General features: G+C 72.2%; 14 protein-coding genes and 1 tRNA gene. 8 read left to right on the top strand and 7 right to left on the bottom strand.

The genetic code is table 11. From position 1 onward, the window contains the following. Window positions 1-86 precede the first annotated feature (86 nt). Window positions 87-794 (top strand): lipoprotein, encoded by a 708-nt coding sequence (locus SCAB_RS26060; RefSeq protein WP_013003072.1) that lies wholly within the window; start codon window positions 87-89, stop codon window positions 792-794. A gap of 115 nt (window positions 795-909) precedes the next feature. Here SCAB_RS26060 and SCAB_RS26055 read toward each other — a convergent pair whose 3' ends face one another. The 3 genes from SCAB_RS26055 to SCAB_RS26045 all read right to left on the bottom strand — a co-directional run bounded on the left by SCAB_RS26055 (window position 910) and on the right by SCAB_RS26045 (window position 4,034). Then, on the bottom strand, window positions 910-1,476 hold the full coding sequence (locus SCAB_RS26055) for a hypothetical protein (protein ID WP_013003071.1): 567 nt from the start codon (window positions 1,474-1,476) through the stop codon (window positions 910-912). Between the two features lie 111 nt (window positions 1,477-1,587). Continuing rightward, a complete protein-coding gene (locus SCAB_RS26050; RefSeq protein ID WP_037724962.1) occupies window positions 1,588-2,448 on the bottom strand; it encodes a MurR/RpiR family transcriptional regulator in 861 nt (286 codons plus the stop codon). Next, window positions 2,448-4,034 (bottom strand): aromatic amino acid ammonia-lyase, encoded by a 1,587-nt coding sequence (locus tag SCAB_RS26045; protein WP_037724963.1) that lies wholly within the window; start codon window positions 4,032-4,034, stop codon window positions 2,448-2,450. The genes SCAB_RS26050 and SCAB_RS26045 overlap by 1 nt, the downstream gene beginning before the upstream one ends. A gap of 278 nt (window positions 4,035-4,312) precedes the next feature. Here SCAB_RS26045 and SCAB_RS26040 point away from each other — a divergent pair, with 278 nt between their 5' ends. Beyond that, the gene (locus tag SCAB_RS26040; protein WP_041669655.1) at window positions 4,313-4,741 is read left to right on the top strand and encodes a hypothetical protein; all 429 of its coding nucleotides are present in this window, start codon (window positions 4,313-4,315) and stop codon (window positions 4,739-4,741) included. A 399-nt stretch (window positions 4,742-5,140) separates the two neighbouring features. On the opposite strand, the gene SCAB_RS26035 is transcribed toward SCAB_RS26040, so the two are convergent. Continuing rightward, entirely contained in the window at window positions 5,141-6,529 is a 1,389-nt protein-coding gene (locus tag SCAB_RS26035; RefSeq protein ID WP_013003067.1) for a cystathionine beta-synthase, read from the bottom strand. Window positions 6,530-6,685: 156 nt separating this feature from the next. On the opposite strand from SCAB_RS26035, the gene SCAB_RS26030 reads away from it, so the two are divergent. From SCAB_RS26030 to SCAB_RS26020, 3 genes are all read left to right on the top strand, one after another. Beyond that, on the top strand, window positions 6,686-7,777 hold the full coding sequence (locus SCAB_RS26030; RefSeq protein WP_013003066.1) for an SGNH/GDSL hydrolase family protein: 1,092 nt from the start codon (window positions 6,686-6,688) through the stop codon (window positions 7,775-7,777). A 413-nt stretch (window positions 7,778-8,190) separates the two neighbouring features. Then, on the top strand, window positions 8,191-9,408 hold the full coding sequence (locus SCAB_RS26025; protein WP_041669653.1) for an acetyl-CoA C-acetyltransferase: 1,218 nt from the start codon (window positions 8,191-8,193) through the stop codon (window positions 9,406-9,408). A 295-nt stretch (window positions 9,409-9,703) separates the two neighbouring features. After that, window positions 9,704-10,486 carry a hypothetical protein gene (locus SCAB_RS26020; RefSeq protein WP_013003064.1) on the top strand — a complete coding sequence of 261 codons (783 nt, stop codon included), beginning with the start codon at window positions 9,704-9,706 and terminating at the stop codon, window positions 10,484-10,486. A 22-nt stretch (window positions 10,487-10,508) separates the two neighbouring features. On the opposite strand, the gene SCAB_RS26015 is transcribed toward SCAB_RS26020, so the two are convergent. Further along, the gene (locus SCAB_RS26015; RefSeq protein WP_173402906.1) at window positions 10,509-10,820 is read right to left on the bottom strand and encodes a hypothetical protein; all 312 of its coding nucleotides are present in this window, start codon (window positions 10,818-10,820) and stop codon (window positions 10,509-10,511) included. Between the two features lie 103 nt (window positions 10,821-10,923). On the opposite strand from SCAB_RS26015, the gene SCAB_RS26010 reads away from it, so the two are divergent. Beyond that, window positions 10,924-11,154, top strand: coding sequence for a DUF4287 domain-containing protein (locus SCAB_RS26010; RefSeq protein WP_013003062.1), 231 nt, complete (start codon window positions 10,924-10,926; stop codon window positions 11,152-11,154). Window positions 11,155-11,248: 94 nt separating this feature from the next. Here the strand turns inward: SCAB_RS26010 and SCAB_RS26005 are convergent, their stop codons facing one another. Together SCAB_RS26005 and SCAB_RS26000 are read right to left on the bottom strand one after the other, a co-directional pair. Next, a complete protein-coding gene (locus SCAB_RS26005; RefSeq protein ID WP_013003061.1) occupies window positions 11,249-12,130 on the bottom strand; it encodes a Bax inhibitor-1/YccA family protein in 882 nt (293 codons plus the stop codon). 290 nt (window positions 12,131-12,420) lie between these two features. After that, a tRNA-Leu gene (locus SCAB_RS26000) sits at window positions 12,421-12,503 on the bottom strand. A gap of 584 nt (window positions 12,504-13,087) precedes the next feature. On the opposite strand from SCAB_RS26000, the gene SCAB_RS25995 reads away from it, so the two are divergent. Beyond that, complete coding sequence (locus SCAB_RS25995; RefSeq protein WP_013003060.1) at window positions 13,088-13,858, top strand: ABC transporter ATP-binding protein; 771 nt, start codon at window positions 13,088-13,090, stop codon at window positions 13,856-13,858. Between the two features lie 54 nt (window positions 13,859-13,912). Then, entirely contained in the window at window positions 13,913-16,450 is a 2,538-nt protein-coding gene (locus SCAB_RS25990) for an ABC transporter permease (RefSeq protein ID WP_013003059.1), read from the top strand. The last annotated feature ends 95 nt before the right edge of the window (window positions 16,451-16,545 follow it).

The raw sequence follows: 16,545 nt of genomic DNA, 5'->3' as shown, positions 1-16,545 counted from the left end.
ACCTCCCCCGCCCGCACACTCGTGCGAACACCGCCCCTCCCGCTCCGCTACCGTGTCCGCCCTGGGACCAGGAGAAGAGGACGACGGTGGGGACAGTGGTACGGGGGACGGTGCTGGCACAGCTGGCGCTGCTGGCCGGCGTGCTGACGGGGTGCGCGGAGCCGGCGGAGGTCGGCGACGGAAAACCGTCGGCGAGCGCGGGCGGGCCGGCGGAGGAGCGGTCCGGGTCGGGGTCGTCGAAGGACACCGTCAGGAGCGGCGGCAGCGTGGGGGCGGCCGGTTCCGCCTGCGAACTGCCGGTCACTTTCGAGACCGCCGAGAAGTGGCGGCCGGAGGCCGTCGAGACCGGGGCGCCCGGCGGCGGGAGCGGTTCCGAGGAGGACGAGCTCGCCGCCGAACTGGCCGAAGGGCTGCTGCACCAGGGCCCGTTCACCGCCGCGTGCGAGATCGACGCCAAGCCCGCCGGGAACATCGGCTTCCTCCGCGTGTGGACCGGCGAGGCCGGCGCGAAGGGCGGTGACGCGAAGGCCCTGCTCAAGAAGTTCGTGGCGGCCGAGGGCGACACCGGCGAGGCCGAGTACCGCGCGTTCCGCTCGGAATCGGGTGTCTCCGGCGCCGAGGTCGAGTACCTCTACACCAGTGAGGCCCTGGAGGAGACCAAGAAGGAGCGGGCCTTCCTGACGGTCACCCCGGAGGGGCCCGTCGTCGTCCATCTCGGCGGCCTCGACACCGAGGAGCACGAGGAGATGCTCCCGGCGTACGAGCTGGCCAGGCGGACCCTGAGCGCCGGCTGAGGGGGCGCGCGGCCTGGGCCCTTCTGGCGGATCTCCGCGGCGTCGCGACGCCCGGCACGCCGGGAGCACGCACCGAACGCCGCTCCTTCTCCCACGGAGATCCGTCAGAAGGGCCCTACCGCCGGCCGCCCCCGGGTGCCGCGTCACCCGCGCCGAGCCCGGTGATCCGGTACGCGTCCACCCGCTTGCCCGCAGGCCCGCCGCCCCGCGCGGACAGCCGGTCCACCGGGACCCAGTGGAGCCGGCCCGCGGCGTGTTCGCGGCGGCCGAGCCAGGCCGCCCTGAGGCGCAGGCCGGCGCCGACTCCGGCGAGCAGCAGACCGCCCGCCGCGGGCAGCGCGAGGGACGAGCCCAGGGCGAGCGCGAAAGCGAGCAGCAGCCACCAGCGGTGCCCCCGGCGCCAGTTGCGCAGGGTCACGGCACGGTCCTGGAGGACGTCGTGCTTGCCGGCGCGCACGGCGGCGCGCTCCGGCGCGAGATACCGGCCGCGCCGTGCCCACGCCACCGCTGCGGCGGCGACGAGGAACATGGCGGCCCCGGCGAGCACGCCGATCCGCCGCCCGGTCAGCCCCGGCGGTACCGCACCGGCCCCCGCCGCGATCAACCCCAGCCACCACGACGGCCCCGCTCCGGCCCGCACCACCACGGCCACCCGAGCGAGCCCCTGCCCTCCGCGCGCCACGCTTGTCCCCCTCCCGTCCCGTGCTCGGGACGTCGTCACGACGGTCGCGGGCACCGTATCCGGCGAACGTGAAACGCGCCTGAGAAGCAGCGGATCTCCCGGTGGGAGGGGCTACTCGACGAACAGACCCCTGCTCGCCGCCCTCGCGTCGAACTCCTCCAGCCGGGCCTGGGCCTCCGGCAGGTCGTCGCACATCGCCTCCAGGAGCACCCGGCCCAGCAGCATCGGGGCACAGGCCGTGTCGAAGGCCAGTCCGGTGCCGACGGCCGCCGGCAGCAGCAGGTCGGAGACCTTGGCGACGGGCGCGAACGCGGAGTCGGCGACGGTGACGACGAAGAGGCCGGCCTCCCTGGCGTACGCCAGGGTCTCGACGACCTCGCGCGGATGCCGGGGCAGCGCGAAGCAGAGCAGCGCGCTCGCGCCCGCCCGTACGGCGGCGTCGATACGGTCGTGCAGCATGCTGCCGCCCTCGTGCAGCAGCCGTACGTCCGGGTGGACCTTGGCGGCGAAGTAGCCGAAGCCGTACGCCTGGGAGGCCGCGGCCCGCAGCCCGAGCACGGGCAGCGGGCGGGACGCGGCCAGCAGGCGCCCGGCCCGCGCGACCGGGCCGGGATCGGCGAGCACCTCGGCCAGATGCCGCAGGTTCTCGATCTCGGCCTCCACGGCCTGCTGGTACTCGTTGTAGGCGGTGGTGTCCGGGGCCGGCTCGGCGGGCGCGACGTCGCGCAGGTGGCGGCGCAGCGCCGGGTAGCCGTCGAAGCCCAGCGCCACCGCGAAGCGCGTCACGGACGGCTGGCTGACCCCGGCCAGCTCCGCCAGTTCCACACTGGACAGGAACGGCACGTCGGCCGCCCGCCGCACCATGCTGTGGGCGATGCGCCGCTGCGTGGGCGTCAGCCGGTGGCCCTCGAAGAGCGCCTGCAGCCGCGCGGCGGGACTGTCCGTCACGCCCGTGCCCTTGTCCGCGCTCATCACGCGCTCCCCCTCAGTGGGTCCGCCTGGACGTCCGTCCAGATCTCGGTGAACCGGTCGAGCAGTACGGCCGCCGCGCCGACGTCCGCCGTCAGCGGCCGGTCGGCCGGGTCCGCGTCGAGCACGGTCTCGGCCAGTTCCAGCGCCCTCGCGACGGGCAGTCCGGGATCCGGCCGCAGATCGCGCTGGCGCAACGCCCGGACCGCGGCGACCAGTTCGCACCCGACGACCAGCCGGTACGGGCCGCACGCCCGCAGGGTCTGCCGGGCGGCGAGCGAGGCGAAGCTGGCCTGTTCCTCGACGCCCCGGGAGAGTACAGCGTGGCCGAGCGACGCGGGCGCCGAGAAGGCCCGCAGATCGCCGAGGGCGGCCCCGGCGGCGTACTCCAGGATCATCACGCCCGAGGACGCGGGTTCGTGGTCCGCGAGGAAGGGGCGCAGCCGGGTGTAGGCGGGCTCGTTGAGCGAGGAGAGCCGGGAGGTCGACAGCCGCGCCACCTGCGTCACGGCGAGCCTGAAGTGGTCCAGGGCGAGGGCGAGCTGGGCCTGGTAGAAGCCGCCGTGGTGGTAGGCGGCCAGGTCCTCGGGGCAGATCAGCGGGTTCTCCGCCGCCGCGTTGATCTCGATCTCCAGGACACCCTCCAGGGCGTCGGCCGCGTCCAGGGCGGGCCCGTGGATCTGCGGCAGACACCGGAAGCCGTACGGGTCCTGGATGCGGCCCAGCGGGGGCGTGGGCCGGTCGGCCGCCCCGATCAGCTCCCGCATGCGCCGGGCCACTTCGCGCGACCCCCGGTGGGCGCGCGCGACGTGCACGGGCGCCGCGTACGCCTCGTGCGAGCCGTCCACGGCGAGCAGCGACAGCGCGGCCACGACCTGGGTGGCGGCGATCAGCCCCCGCAGCTCGTGGAGCGCGAGCGCGGCCTGTCCGAGCGTGAGCGCGTTGCTGCTGATCAGCGCGAGGGCGTCGTTGTTGTCGAGCGGCTGGGCCTCGGGGACCCCGGTGCCGGCCTCGAACCGCGCCCCGGTCTCCCCGCCGGTGCCCGGTCCCCGCCACGGGTGCTCCCCCGCGAGGGCCAGCCCCATCTGGGCCAGTGCCGCGATGTCGCCCGTACCGACGGACCCGAACTCGTTCACCACGGGGTACGCGCCGCTCTCCAGCGCCTCGCAGAGTGCGGTGACCACGCTCGGCCTCAGTCCGGCGCCGCCCGCGAGCAGCTGGTTGGCGCGGACGGCGAGCATGGCCCGTACCTGCCGGGCGGGCAGTTCGTCCCCGACGGCGCCCGCGTGGCTGCGCAGCAGCCGCAGCCCGTGCTCGGCGGCGGCCTCGGTGGGCACGTCCTCGCTGCGGTTGGCGCCGACTCCGGTGGAGCGGCCGTACACGCGTCCGGTCGCCGCGATCTGCCGGGCCGCGTTCCAGGACTCCTCGGCCCGCCGCATCCCCTCGCTGCCGGGTACGGGCCGCGCGGTCCCGTCGGCGAGCCGGACGACGTCGGCGACCCCGAGGGCGTGCCCGTCGAGGACGACGAGGCCGCCGCCCCCGGCGACGGCGGCGGTGCCCGACGCACCCACGATCGGAGAGGACCTCATCCGCAGCCTCCAGCCCCGCACGGACACCGGTGTCCTGGCACCGGCCGGTCGGCGGCCGGCCGTTCGGCCACCCGGTATTCAGACACCGAGAACTCTGCATGAGGCTATACAGGCAGGGCAAGAGATGCCGGGCACCGGCGTGCGCGGACGTGCTCCCCGGCGGCCGGAGACCCGGTGGCGGTGCGCGCGTGAGGCGCGGGGAAACCGGTGCGCGAACAGGGGGGCTAACCCCAGTGCCAGGCGGCCCGCGGCTCCCTACCGTGGACGGCATGACCGGTATGGACGCTCGTGACACCCGGCTCGGGGACACCGAGCTGAAGAAGGAACTCGCCGCCACCCTGCACGCCCGCCGAGAGCTGGGCGAGGAGTACGAGTCGGCGCTCGTCGACTCGTTCCTGGAGAAGGTCGACCAGCGCATCGACGGCGCGGTGGACCGCAAGGTCCGGCGTCAGGTCGCCGAGCAGCAGATGGTGGTGGCCCGCGGCAGCCGCACGCCCAGGTCGACCGACAGCTGGGGCGAGCGCTACGGCTTCGGGGTGGTCTCCCTCGTCGCCGCCATCCCCCTGTCCGGCATCGGCGGCGGCGTGGCCGACCTCCGGGGCCTCTTCGTCACCTGGGCGGGCATCGTGGGCGTGAACCTGGCCTGGGCCCTGCGCGGTTCGTCGACCCTGCGCCGGCTCGGGCGCGGGAGCACGGACCCGGACTGACGGCGGTGACCCGCACGCCGGTCGCCGGAAGAGGTGTGCGCGGGGACCGCCGCACCCCCGTGTGACGGGGGGCGGGACGACGGCGGTCCCCGCGGGGGACGCGGGCCGGGTCAGGACCGGGCTTGCGCGTCCTTGGCGTCCATGGAGGTCCGGGAGCCGCTCCGGAGGTCCTTGACGCCGTTTCGTCGTCGGCCGGGGCGGGGAGCCGCTCCCGCCCTGCCGACATCCACCAATGTGCCGGACCCGTGTTAAGCGAGTGCTGCGTGGACGTGACGCCCTCGTACCACTTCTGCGAAGTCAAACCCCTGCCTCGCAACAATTTTCGACGCAGGGGGCCCTTTGCGGGCATTTCGTCTCCGTGACACGCGTCCGGCGGGACCGCCGGGCGGCCTGTCGCCGCTACACCCCGCCCTTGGCGAGGAACGCGAGCAGGTCCTGCCGGCTGACGACCCCGGTCGGCTTGCCCTCGACCAGCACGATCGCCGCGTCGGCCGTACCGAGCACGGACATCAGGTCGCCCACCGGCTCTCCGGAGCCGACCTGCGGCAGCGGCGCCGACATGTGCTTCTCCAGCGGGTCGTCGAGCGAGGCACGCTGGGTGAACAGGGCGTCCAGCAGCTCCCGCTCGACGACGGAGCCGACCACCTCGGCGGCCATGACGTCCGGGTGCCCGGCGCCGGGCTTCACGATCGGCATCTGCGAGACGCCGTACTCGCGCAGCACCTCGATGGCCTGGCCGACCGTCTCGTCCGGGTGCATGTGGACGAGCGAGGGGATGGCGCCGTGCACCTTGTCGTTCAGGACGTCGGCGACGCGGGCGCTCGGGCCCTCGTCCTCCAGGAAGCCGTAGTCGGCCATCCACTCGTCGTTGAAGATCTTGCTGAGGTAGCCGCGCCCGCTGTCGGGCAGCAGGACGACGACGACGTCGTCCGGGCCGAGCCGCTCGGCGACCTCCAGCGCGGCGACGACCGCCATGCCGCAGGAGCCGCCCACCAGCAGGCCCTCCTCCTTGGCGAGGCGGCGGGTCATCTGGAACGAGTCCTTGTCGGACACGGCGACGATCTCGTCGGCGACGGTCCGGTCGTAGGCAGTCGGCCAGAAGTCCTCACCGACGCCCTCGACGAGGTACGGCCGCCCGGAGCCGCCCGAGTACACGGACCCCTCGGGGTCGGCTCCGATGACCTGGACGCGGCCGTCGCTGGCGTCCTTGAGGTAGCGGCCGGTGCCGGAGATGGTGCCGCCGGTGCCCACGCCCGCCACGAAGTGCGTGATCCGCCCCTCCGTCTGCTCCCACAGCTCAGGGCCGGTCGAGTGGTAGTGGGAGAGCGGGTTGTTGGGGTTGGAGTACTGGTCCGGCTTCCAGGCCCCGGGGGTCTCCCGCACCAGCCGGTCGGAGACGTTGTAGTACGAGTCGGGGTGCTCGGGGGCGACCGCGGTGGGGCAGACGACGACCTCGGCGCCGTAGGCCCGCAGCACGTTGATCTTGTCGGTGCTCACCTTGTCGGGGCACACGAAGATGCACTTGTACCCCTTCTGCTGAGCCACGATGGCGAGCCCCACGCCCGTGTTTCCGCTGGTGGGCTCGACGATCGTGCCGCCGGGCTGCAGCTCGCCGCTCTTCTCCGCCGCCTCGATCATGCGCAGCGCGATGCGGTCCTTCACGGAACCGCCGGGGTTGAAGTACTCGACCTTGGCCAGGACGGTCGCCTGAATGCCCTCGGTCACGCTGTTGAGCCTCAGCAGCGGGGTGTTGCCGACGAGGCTGATCATCGAGTCGTGGAATTGCACCGTTGTCTCCGGAGCCGCAAAAAGGGATGGTCGTAATGTTCCGCCAGCCTAAGCCCCACCCTCACTCTTCTTCTCCCTGTTCACCCGTCGTCGGGATTGGCCGAGGGCCGGTACGGGGCAAGGAGTGGGTACGGAACGAGGAGGTGGCGGCGACGCATGACGAGCATGTCGAGAGCACGGGTGGCCCGCCGCATCGCGGCGGGCGCGGCGTACGGCGGGGGCGGCATCGGGCTGCTGGGCGCCGCGGCCGTGGGTGTGCTGCTGGCCGAGGTACGGATGGCCAGGCGGATCGTGGGCAACGGGCACAGCCCGCACCCGCCGAGCGCGGAGGGTGTGTACGGTCACACGCACGGCAGCCCGTACGGCCGCGCGTACGGCTACGACTCGTACGGCAGTTCGTACGACGCCCCTGACGATCCCCCGCTCCGCCTCGTCATGCTCGGCGACTCCACCGCCGCCGGCCAGGGCGTCCACCGGTCCCGGCAGACCCCGGGCGCGCTGATCGCCTCGGGGCTCGCCGCGGTCGCGGAGCGCCCGGTGCTGCTGCGCAACGTCGCGCTGCCGGGCGCCCAGTCGGACGACCTCGACCGGCAGGTCGCGCTGGTCCTGGAGGATCCGGCCCGGCTCCCCGACGTCTGCGTGATCATGATCGGGGCGAACGACGTGACCCACCGGATGCCGCCGACGCGCTCGGTCCGCCATCTCTCGGCGGCCGTGCGGCGGCTGCGGACCGCGGGGGCCGAGGTGGTGGTGGGCACCTGTCCCGACCTCGGCACCATCGAGCCGGTACAGCAGCCGTTGCGCTGGCTCGCCCGCCGGGCCTCGCGGCAGCTGGCGGCCGCCCAGACGATCGGAACCGTCGAGCAGGGCGGCCGCACCGTGTCGCTGGGGGACCTCCTCGGCCCCGAGTTCGAACAGAACCCCCGGGAGCTCTTCGGCCCCGACAACTACCACCCCTCCGCCGAGGGCTACGCGACCGCCGCGATGGCCATGCTGCCGACGGTGTGCGCGGCGCTGGGCCTGTGGCCGGCGGACGAGGAGCGGCCGGACGTCAGCCGCCGCGAGGGGTTCCTGCCGGTGGCCCGGGCGGCCGCGGAGGCCGCGTCCGAGCCCGGCACCGAGGTGACGGCCGCGATGCCGACGGGGCCGCGGGGGCCCTGGGCCCTGCTCAAGCGGAGGCGCCGGCGGCGGGTACCGGCCACGGACCCGGCCCCGGCCGCCTCCGCGGAGGCGCAGCCGGGCGCCTAGTGGCTCGGGGGTCCGGGTGCGTCGGCGGGTGCGGCCCGGCGGGGCTTCTCGCGCAGTTCCCCGCGCCCCTGAAAAGCAGGGGCTCCGCCCCCTGCCGTCCAGGCCCGCAGGCCGCCGTTCTTCAGGCCCGCAGGGGCCTGGGCTTTCAGGCCCGCAGGGGCCTGATGCTTCCAGGGGCGCGGGGGCCTGATGCTTTCAGGGGCGCGGGGAACTGCGCGACCAGCCCCCACGCACCCCACGCACCCGCACCCGCCGACGCACCCCCGCCCCCGAGCCACTGGGCGCCCCACCCCAAAAAGCAAGCGCTTAGAAAAGTGCGGTCGGCGTCACACCCGACTACCCGTGACCCCGCCCATACGTACGGGTAACTTCCCCCACAGCCCTGCTTTCCGTCGTATGCCAATGGAGCCGTGATGCCCGAAGCCGTGATCGTCTCAGCCGCCCGCTCCCCCATCGGCCGCGCTTTCAAGGGCTCGCTGAAGGACCTGCGCCCGGACGACCTGACCGCCACCATCGTCGCCGCCGCCCTCGCGAAGGTCCCGGAGCTGGACCCGAAGGACATCGACGACCTGATGCTCGGCTGCGGCCTCCCCGGCGGCGAGCAGGGCCACAACCTGGGCCGTATCGTCGCCGTACAGCTGGGCATGGACCACCTGCCGGGCTGTACCGTCACCCGCTACTGTTCCTCCTCGCTCCAGACCTCCCGCATGGCCCTGCACGCCATCAAGGCCGGTGAGGGCGACGTCTTCATCTCGGCGGGCGTGGAGGTCGTCAGCAGCACCGCGCGCGGCACCAGCGACATCCCCACCGCACGCAACCCCCTCTTCGCCGAGGCCGAGGCCCGCACGGAGGCCGTCTCCAAGTCGGTCGGCGCCTCCTGGCACGACCCGCGCGAGGACGGTCTGCTCCCCGACCCGTACATCGCGATGGGGCAGACCGCCGAGAACCTGGCCCGCCAGTGGGGCGTGACCCGCGCGGACATGGACGAGTTCGGCGTCCGCTCGCAGAACCTCGCCGAGGAGGCCATCGGCAAGGGCTTCTGGGAGCGCGAGATCACCCCGGTGACGCTGCCCGACGGCACGGTCGTCAGCAAGGACGACGGCCCGCGCGCGGGCGTCACCCTGGAGGCCGTGCAGGGCCTGAAGCCGGTCTTCCGCGAGGACGGACTGGTCACCGCCGGCAACTGCTGCCCGCTGAACGACGGCGCCGCCGCCCTCGTGATCATGTCGGACACCAAGGCCCGCGAGCTGGGCCTGACCCCGCTCGCCCGGATCGTCTCGACGGGCGTCTCCGGCCTCTCCCCCGAGATCATGGGCTACGGCCCGGTGGAGGCGTCGAAGCAGGCCCTGTTCCGTGCGGGCCTGAGCGTCGGCGACATCGACCTGTTCGAGATCAACGAGGCCTTCGCCGCCCAGGTGATCCCGTCCTACCGCGACCTGGACATCCCGCTGGACAAGCTGAACGTGAACGGCGGCGCCATCGCCGTCGGCCACCCCTTCGGCATGACCGGCGCGCGCATCACCGGCACGCTCATCAACTCCCTCCAGTTCCACGACAAGCAGTTCGGCCTGGAGACGATGTGCGTCGGCGGCGGTCAGGGCATGGCGATGGTCATCGAGCGCCTCAGCTGACCCGCCGCCCGCCCGCGGAGCCGTGACTGTTCGAACGCGCTCCGCGATGCCATGGCCCGGAGTCCCGATTTTCCGGGGCCTCCGGGCCGTTTTGTGATCCAATCTCCCCCAGGATGTGACCTATCTCCCTTCGGAGAGGGATTTACGCAGGTCAGAGTCGTTTCACTACCAAACATCGGGCCCAGATTCCTGCCCGATTCGTGACGTTACGCACTGACAGCTGGTTAGTCCGCCCTTCAAGCTGATGTAGGAAGTCGGGGGTCGACTTTGAACCGGGAGTACGTCAGTGAGCGCTATGCCGATCGCCTTGCTGCTCACCACGGCCGCCACCGCGGCCGTGGGCGTCGCCGTCCTGCGCACCCTCACGGGGCTGCGCCGACAGGTCACCGCCCTGCGCGCCGAGCTGGCCGAGAGCCGGGCCGCCGGGGTGCGCGTGCCGGTACCGGCCGCCCGGCCGGCCGCCGACACGGAGGAGATACGCGCCGCCGTCGCCGAGGCGCTCGCCGAGGAGCGGGAGCGCGAGCTGGCCGAGGCGAGGGCATTCTGGGCGGCGCAGGAGTCCCGCGACGTCGCCGACGCGCCCTCCCTGCTGGGGCTGCCCGAGAGCGACCTGTTCATGCCCCGGCAGTCCGACTTCGCGGGCCTGGACCACCTGGAGCCCGTGATCGAGCCCAGCCTGGAGGGCGACGAGTTCGCCCCGGACTCGGCCGAGCTGGCCGCGGCCCGCCGCCGGCACCCCTCGCACCCCGACTTCGTGCCGGTGCAGTCGCCCGTCACCAACGACCACGAGCGCACGGTCGCCTGCCTGGAGGACCTGGCCGCCTCCCGCACCGAGCTGGCCGACGTCCGTCCGGGCCCCCTCGGCACCCTCGACGTCTACGTCTTCGCCGACGGCACCACGCTCTGTATGACCCCCGGCCACCGCGAGACCGCCGAACGCCTGGCCACGGCCCTGCAGACCGGTGACACCCCGGTCCTCCTGGGCGGCTCGGGCATCTCGGGCGCGTACACCCTGACGTTCGAGTGCGGCGACGACATGGTCTACATCCTGGCGGACCGGGTCATCGCGTCGCTGTAGGGGCCGCCGCCGCGCCCCGGGCTCACACCCCGGCCCGCCGCTGGGCCTCCTCCACCAGTGCCACGGCCTCCGCCACCGCGCCCTCGTCACCGAGGACCAGCGCGAGATCGTTCCCGGCGACCATGACCTGATCGGCTGCCGCGAACATCCCCACGTCCGGCATCTCCCGGGCGTCCGTGCCCGGCGCCTCCAGCCGCTGGGCACGCCGTGCCATCTCCCTGGCCAGCGCCAGCGCCTCCGCGGCGGCCCCCCGCTGCAGCCTGCTCTGCGGGGCGGCCCGCAGGCGGTCGGCGAAATGATCCACGGCACGGGTCAACGGTGTCGTATCAAGCACGCCGCGAGAGTACGCGCCTTCACCGGACTGTTGCCAACAGCCCGCCACTCAGGCAACGTGACCTGAAGGACCGGCTTACATTCCCTTTCGTCCGGAGGCGCCGATGTCCCAAGTCTTCTCCGAGGAGACCCACCGCAACCTGCTCGCCCGCATCCCTCACTGCACCGGTCGTGAAGTCTCCGACTGGCTCCGCAAAGTCGACGACGGCCCCGCTCTCCACAATTTCGAGGAGAAGGTCAGCTGGCTCCGGCACGAGTACGACCTCGCGTACGGACACGCCAAAGCGATCATTCACGAGTACGACCTGAGGAGGGCCGCGCGGAAACTCCGCTGAAGACGCCGAGAACCACGAAGGGCCCCCGGACCGTGAGGTCCGGGGGCCCTTCATCGCCGGGGGCGGGATCACTCCCGTCCCCTGGGCGTCACTCCTAGTCGTCGCCGCTGAAGATGGCGACCAGACGGAGCATCTCGACGTAGATCCACACGAGGGTCATGGTCAGGCCGAACGCGGCCAGCCAGGCCTCCTCGCGCGGGGCGCCGTAGGCGATGCCGTCCTCGATCTGCTTGAAGTCGAGGGTCAGGAAGAACGCGCCGAGCAGGATCGCGAGGATGCCGACGACCGCGCCCAGCGGGCCCATGCTGCGCAGTCCGCCGTCGGGGGCGAGCCCGAAGACGACGAGGAGCAGGTTGACCGCCATGACCAGGACGAACGCGATCGCGATGGTCATGCCGATGCGGGCGTACCGCGCGGTGACCCGGATCCAGCCCGCCTTGTAGACCAGCAGCGTGGCGCCGGAGACGGCCATCGTGCCGAGCACCGCCTGGAAGGGCGCGCCGCTCCACTGCGTGTTGAACATCTCGCTGAGCACGCCGAGGAAGACACCCTCGAAGGCGGCGTACGTCAGGATCAGCGCGGGCGAGGCCTTGCGCTTGAAGGACTGCACCATCGCCAGGACGAAGGCGATGAGCGCGGCGCCGATGGCCAGGCCGTAGCTCGTGGGCGACACCGGCAGGAGGGCCCAGGCGAGGACCGCGCCGACGACGACCGTGCCGAGCGTCATGGCCGAGCGCATGACGACGTCGTCCATGGTCATGGCGCCCGTGCGGGCCGGGGCCTGCGGCGGGACGCCGTGCTGGACGTCCTGCTGGGCGTACGGGTTCGTCGCGTACGGGTTCCCACCCTGCTGGGCGTAGGGGCTGCCCTGGGTGCCGACAGCTGCTCCCCCGGCCTGCGGCGCGGTGTTGAAGCCCGCGTAGCCGTTGTCGCGGCTGAACCCCCGTCGCGAGAAGACCGGGTTGCTGCTCCTCATTTCACTCCTCCATGGCCACCCTGCGTGGCCTTGGCTCAAGAGTAATAGGTAGGCAAAGGATTGACTCTACTGCTTGGGGAGGATCTTTCCCTGCCATGTCCTCGAACACGCTACGCGTCTCCGTGATTCCCCGCCCCACACCCCACAACCCCTGACCAACCCGGTACGAGTCCGCGATCATCCGGAGACCGAACACGAGAGCGCCCACACCGTCACGCGCCCCCGGGGCGCTGCTCGCCCGAGGGCGGCATGTGAGAGTGTGGGCGAAAAAGTTCGACTTTGGTCGGAGGTGCCCGGAACCGGACTTGAACCGGTACGCCCGCGAGGGGCAGCGAGGTTTAAGCTCGCCGTGTCTGCATTCCACCATCCGGGCAGGCCATGGGCTCCGCGCTGAGCTTCCGAGCCTATCGGGAGGCTCCCCCCGAACACTCGCCCGGCGGACCGATGTTGTCTTATTTTATTGACGTCTGAGGGTGCATCAGCCCACGGAACACGCCATCCGCACTTGCCAATAGCCTTCCGGACGGCCCGACCGGGCGTACGGGGAATGACGGAATTTCACCGCCCGAACGAGCGCCCCGGTGAGGACACGCGGGGTGACGCGGCGGTTCTCGTGGGTCATCGCGGTCCCGCGTCCGGGATCTGACGGTCCCTCGAATCGGACAGGAAACCTCAACCGCGGGCCACCCGGCCCGGCGCACGCCGGCTGCTTCGGCAGCCCGCTCTCCGGGCGGACGCCGCCGTCATCCCCAGGTATGACGCACCGCCCGCCCGTCCGTCGCAAGTCTGCCCCCGGAACCAGGACAGCGGCTGACTACACGGCTCCCTTACCTCGGGACGATGGAGACATCCACGAAGCGACCGGCTTCCGGCCTGCCGCGCCGCACGGCCGGGCACGCCCCGGGCCGTCCTTCCGGCGCCCCCTCGACCGTCACCCGCCCCAAGGAGCACCCACCCGTGACCACCACTCCCCTCGCCGACCGGGCCACCGTCGTGGCCGCCCGCGCCACGGAACTGTCGAAGGTCTACGGACAGGGCGAGACCCGGGTGGTCGCGCTGGACCAGGTCTCCATCGACTTCCGGCAGGCCCAGTTCACCGCGATCATGGGCCCCTCGGGCTCCGGCAAGTCCACGCTGATGCACTGCGTGGCGGGCCTGGACACCTTCTCCTCCGGCTCCGTCCGCATCGGCGACACCGAGCTGGGCTCGCTCAAGGACAAGCAGCTCACCAAGTTGCGCCGGGACAAGATCGGGTTCATCTTCCAGGCGTTCAACCTGCTGCCCACCCTGACCGCGCTGGAGAACATCACCCTCCCGATGGACATCGCGGGCCGCAAGCCGGACAAGCAGTGGCTGGACACCGTGATCCGCATGGTGGGCCTCGCCGACCGGCTCAAGCACCGGCCCGCCCAGCTCTCCGGCGGCCAGCAGCAGCGCGTGGCGGTGGCCCGCGCCCTCGCCTCCCGCCCGGACATCATCTTCGGCGACGAGCCGACCGGAAACCTCGACTCGCGTTCGGGCGCCGAGGTGCTGGGCTTCCTCCGCAACTCCGTACGGGAGTTGGGGCAGACCGTGGTGATGGTGACCCACGACCCGGTGGCCGCGGCCTACGCGGACCGGGTCGTCTTCCTCGCCGACGGACGCCTCGTGGACGAGATCCACGAGCCGACGGCCGACTCCGTCCTCGACCGCATGAAGCGGTTCGACAGCAAGGGCCGTACGAGCTAGGCGCTCCCCCTCACCCTCGCCCCGCCCCTCCGACCCCTGACAGGGACCCCACTCATGTTCCGTACCGCCCTGCGCAACGTGCTCTCGCACAAGGCCAGGCTTCTCATGACCGTGCTCGCGGTGATGCTCGGCGTCGCCTTCGTCTCGGGCACGCTGGTCTTCACGAACACCATCTCGGACGCGCTGCAGCGGAGTTCGGCGAAGGGCTTCGACCATGTGGACGTCGCGGTCCGGCCGGGGTATCAGCCGGACGAGGGCGACACCGTCGCCGAGCAGCCCAAGCTGACGCCGGGTCTGCTGAAGAAGATCGAGGGGGTGCCCGGCGCCGAGTCCGCGATCGGTGTGGTGAGCGGGTTCACCGCCCTCGCCGACAAGGACGGCAAGCTGATCGGCGGCGGCTTCCAGTCGCAGGGCGGGAACTTCTGGGGGACGGACGATCCCCGCTATCCGCTCCGGGACGGCACCGCGCCGAAGGGCACGGACGAGGTCGCCATCGACGCCGAGACCGCGAAGCGGGCCGGGTACCGGGTGGGCGACACCATCCGGCTGTCCGTCGACGGCCCGGTCCTCACCCCGACCGTCAGCGGGATCTTCACGACGGACGACGGCAACGTCGCGGCCGGCGGCAGCCTCGCCCTGTTCGACACGGCGACCGCGCAGAAGCTGTTCCACGACGAGGGCGAGTACGACGAGATCACCGTGGCCGCGGCGGCCGGCACCAGCCAGACCCGGCTGCGGCAGGCCGTCGACAAGGTCCTCCCCGAGGACACCGCGGAGACGATCACCGGACGGCAGCTCGCCGATCAGCAGGCCACGCAGATCGCCACCCAGATGAGCGGCATGAAGAACGCGCTGCTGGTCTTCGCCGGGATCGCCCTGTTCGTGGGCACGTTCATCATCGCCAACACCTTCACGATGCTCGTCGCCCAGCGCACCAAGGAGCTGGCGCTGCTGCGTGCCGTCGGCGCCTCCCGCCGCCAGGTGACGCGGTCCGTGCTGATCGAGGCGTTGGTGGTGGGCACGGTCGCCGCGGTCACCGGCCTCGTCGCCGGCGTCGGCATCGGCGCCGGGATGCGCGCCCTGATCAGCACCCTCGGCGAGACCGTCCCCGACGGCCCGCTGGTGGTCTCCCCCGGCACGGTCGCCACCGCCCTGCTGGTCGGTGTGCTGGTCACCATGCTGGCCGCCTGGCTGCCGGGCCGCCGCGCCGCGAAGATCCCGCCGGTCGCCGCGATGAGCAGCGTCCACGCGAAGGCGACGACCAAGTCGCTCGTCGTACGGAACACCCTCGGCGCGCTGCTGGCGGGCGCCGGCGCGGCCACCGTCCTGTACGCCACCACGATGGACGGCTCGGACGGCCAGGCCCCGATGGGCATCGGCGCGGTCCTGCTGATCATCGGTGTCTTCGTCCTCACCCCCCTGCTCTCCCGCCCGCTGATCGCGGCCGTGTCCCCCCTCATGCGGGTCTTCGGGATCTCCGGCAAGCTCGCCCGGCAGAACTCCGTGCGCAATCCGCGCCGTACCGCCGCGACTGCCTCGGCGCTGATGATCGGCCTGACGCTGATCACCGGGATGACGGTGATGGCGGGAAGCCTGCAGCAGGCCATCTCCAGGATGGCCGCCGACGCGATCAAGGCGGACTACGTCGTCTCGATGACCAGCGGCAGCTACCTCTCCCCCGACGTGGAGAAGAAGCTGTCCGCCACCGAGGGCGTCACCGCGGTCTCCCCGCTGCGCAACGCCGAGTCCCGCATCGGGGACGAGACCGAGTACCTGACGGGCGTCAACGGCGCGGCGATCGGCAAGGTCACCGACCTGCCCCTCGACTCGGGGACGTTCAAGGTCGGCGGTGCGGACGTCGTGGTGGACGCGGACACCGCCGCCCGGCGCGGCTGGAAGGCCGGCGCGGAGTTCACGGCCGGCTTCGAGGGCGGCGAGAAGCAGAAGCTGACGGTCGCCGGGGTCTACGAGAGCAACGAACTGATCCGGGGCATCCTCCTGGACAACGCCACGCTCACCGAGCGGCTGCCGGCCTCCGCCGACCCGGCCGACATGATGGTCATGGTGAAGACCTCGGCGGGTGCCTCCGACGCCACCAAGGACCGGCTGGAGAAGGCCCTCGGCGACAACCCGGCGATCAAGGTCCAGAGCAGCCAGGACCTCTCCGACGACATCGCGCAGATGTTCACGCTGATGCTGAACATGCTCTACGGCCTGCTGGCCATGGCCGTGATCGTCGCCGTCCTCGGTGTCATCAACACCCTGGCCATGTCGGTCTTCGAGCGTTCGCAGGAGATCGGCATGCTCCGGGCGATCGGTCTCGACCGGCGGGGCATCAAGCGGATGGTCCGTCTGGAGTCCCTCGTCATCTCCCTGTTCGGCGGTGTCCTCGGCATCGGCCTCGGCGTCTTCTTCGGCTGGGCCGCCGGCGAACTCCTCGCCAGCCGGATGCCGACGTACGAACTGGTCCTGCCCTGGGCCCGGATGGCCGTCTTCCTGCTGCTGGCCGCCACGGTGGGCATCCTGGCCGCGCTGTGGCCGGCCCGCCGCGCCGCGAGGCTCAACATGCTGGCGGCGATCAAGTCGGAGTAGCCGCGCGGGAGCGGCGACGACTGGTGCCGAGGGGCCCCGTTCCGGTGCGGAACGGGGCCCTTCGCGCGCCCCCGTACGGCCGCTCACGCCCCTGT

The organism is Streptomyces scabiei 87.22, assembly GCF_000091305.1.
GTDB classification, from domain to species: domain Bacteria; phylum Actinomycetota; class Actinomycetes; order Streptomycetales; family Streptomycetaceae; genus Streptomyces; species Streptomyces scabiei.
The sequence above is the reverse complement of the archived record's forward strand: the minus strand, read 5'-3'. Positions and strand labels throughout refer to the sequence as shown.

Bases quoted from the DNA above. Each gene is read 5' to 3' on its own strand.
- SCAB_RS26025 (WP_041669653.1), top strand. From the start codon at position 8,191: ATGCCCGAAGCCGTGATCGTCTCAGCCGCCCGCTCCCCCATCGGCCGC.
- SCAB_RS26005 (WP_013003061.1), bottom strand. From the start codon at position 12,130: ATGAGGAGCAGCAACCCGGTCTTCTCGCGACGGGGGTTCAGCCGCGAC.
- SCAB_RS26030 (WP_013003066.1), top strand. From the start codon at position 6,686: ATGACGAGCATGTCGAGAGCACGGGTGGCCCGCCGCATCGCGGCGGGC.
- SCAB_RS26050 (WP_037724962.1), bottom strand. From the start codon at position 2,448: ATGAGCGCGGACAAGGGCACGGGCGTGACGGACAGTCCCGCCGCGCGG.
- SCAB_RS26045 (WP_037724963.1), bottom strand. From the start codon at position 4,034: ATGAGGTCCTCTCCGATCGTGGGTGCGTCGGGCACCGCCGCCGTCGCC.
- SCAB_RS26040 (WP_041669655.1), top strand. From the start codon at position 4,313: ATGGACGCTCGTGACACCCGGCTCGGGGACACCGAGCTGAAGAAGGAA.
- SCAB_RS25990 (WP_013003059.1), top strand. From the start codon at position 13,913: ATGTTCCGTACCGCCCTGCGCAACGTGCTCTCGCACAAGGCCAGGCTT.
- SCAB_RS26010 (WP_013003062.1), top strand. From the start codon at position 10,924: ATGTCCCAAGTCTTCTCCGAGGAGACCCACCGCAACCTGCTCGCCCGC.
- SCAB_RS26020 (WP_013003064.1), top strand. From the start codon at position 9,704: ATGCCGATCGCCTTGCTGCTCACCACGGCCGCCACCGCGGCCGTGGGC.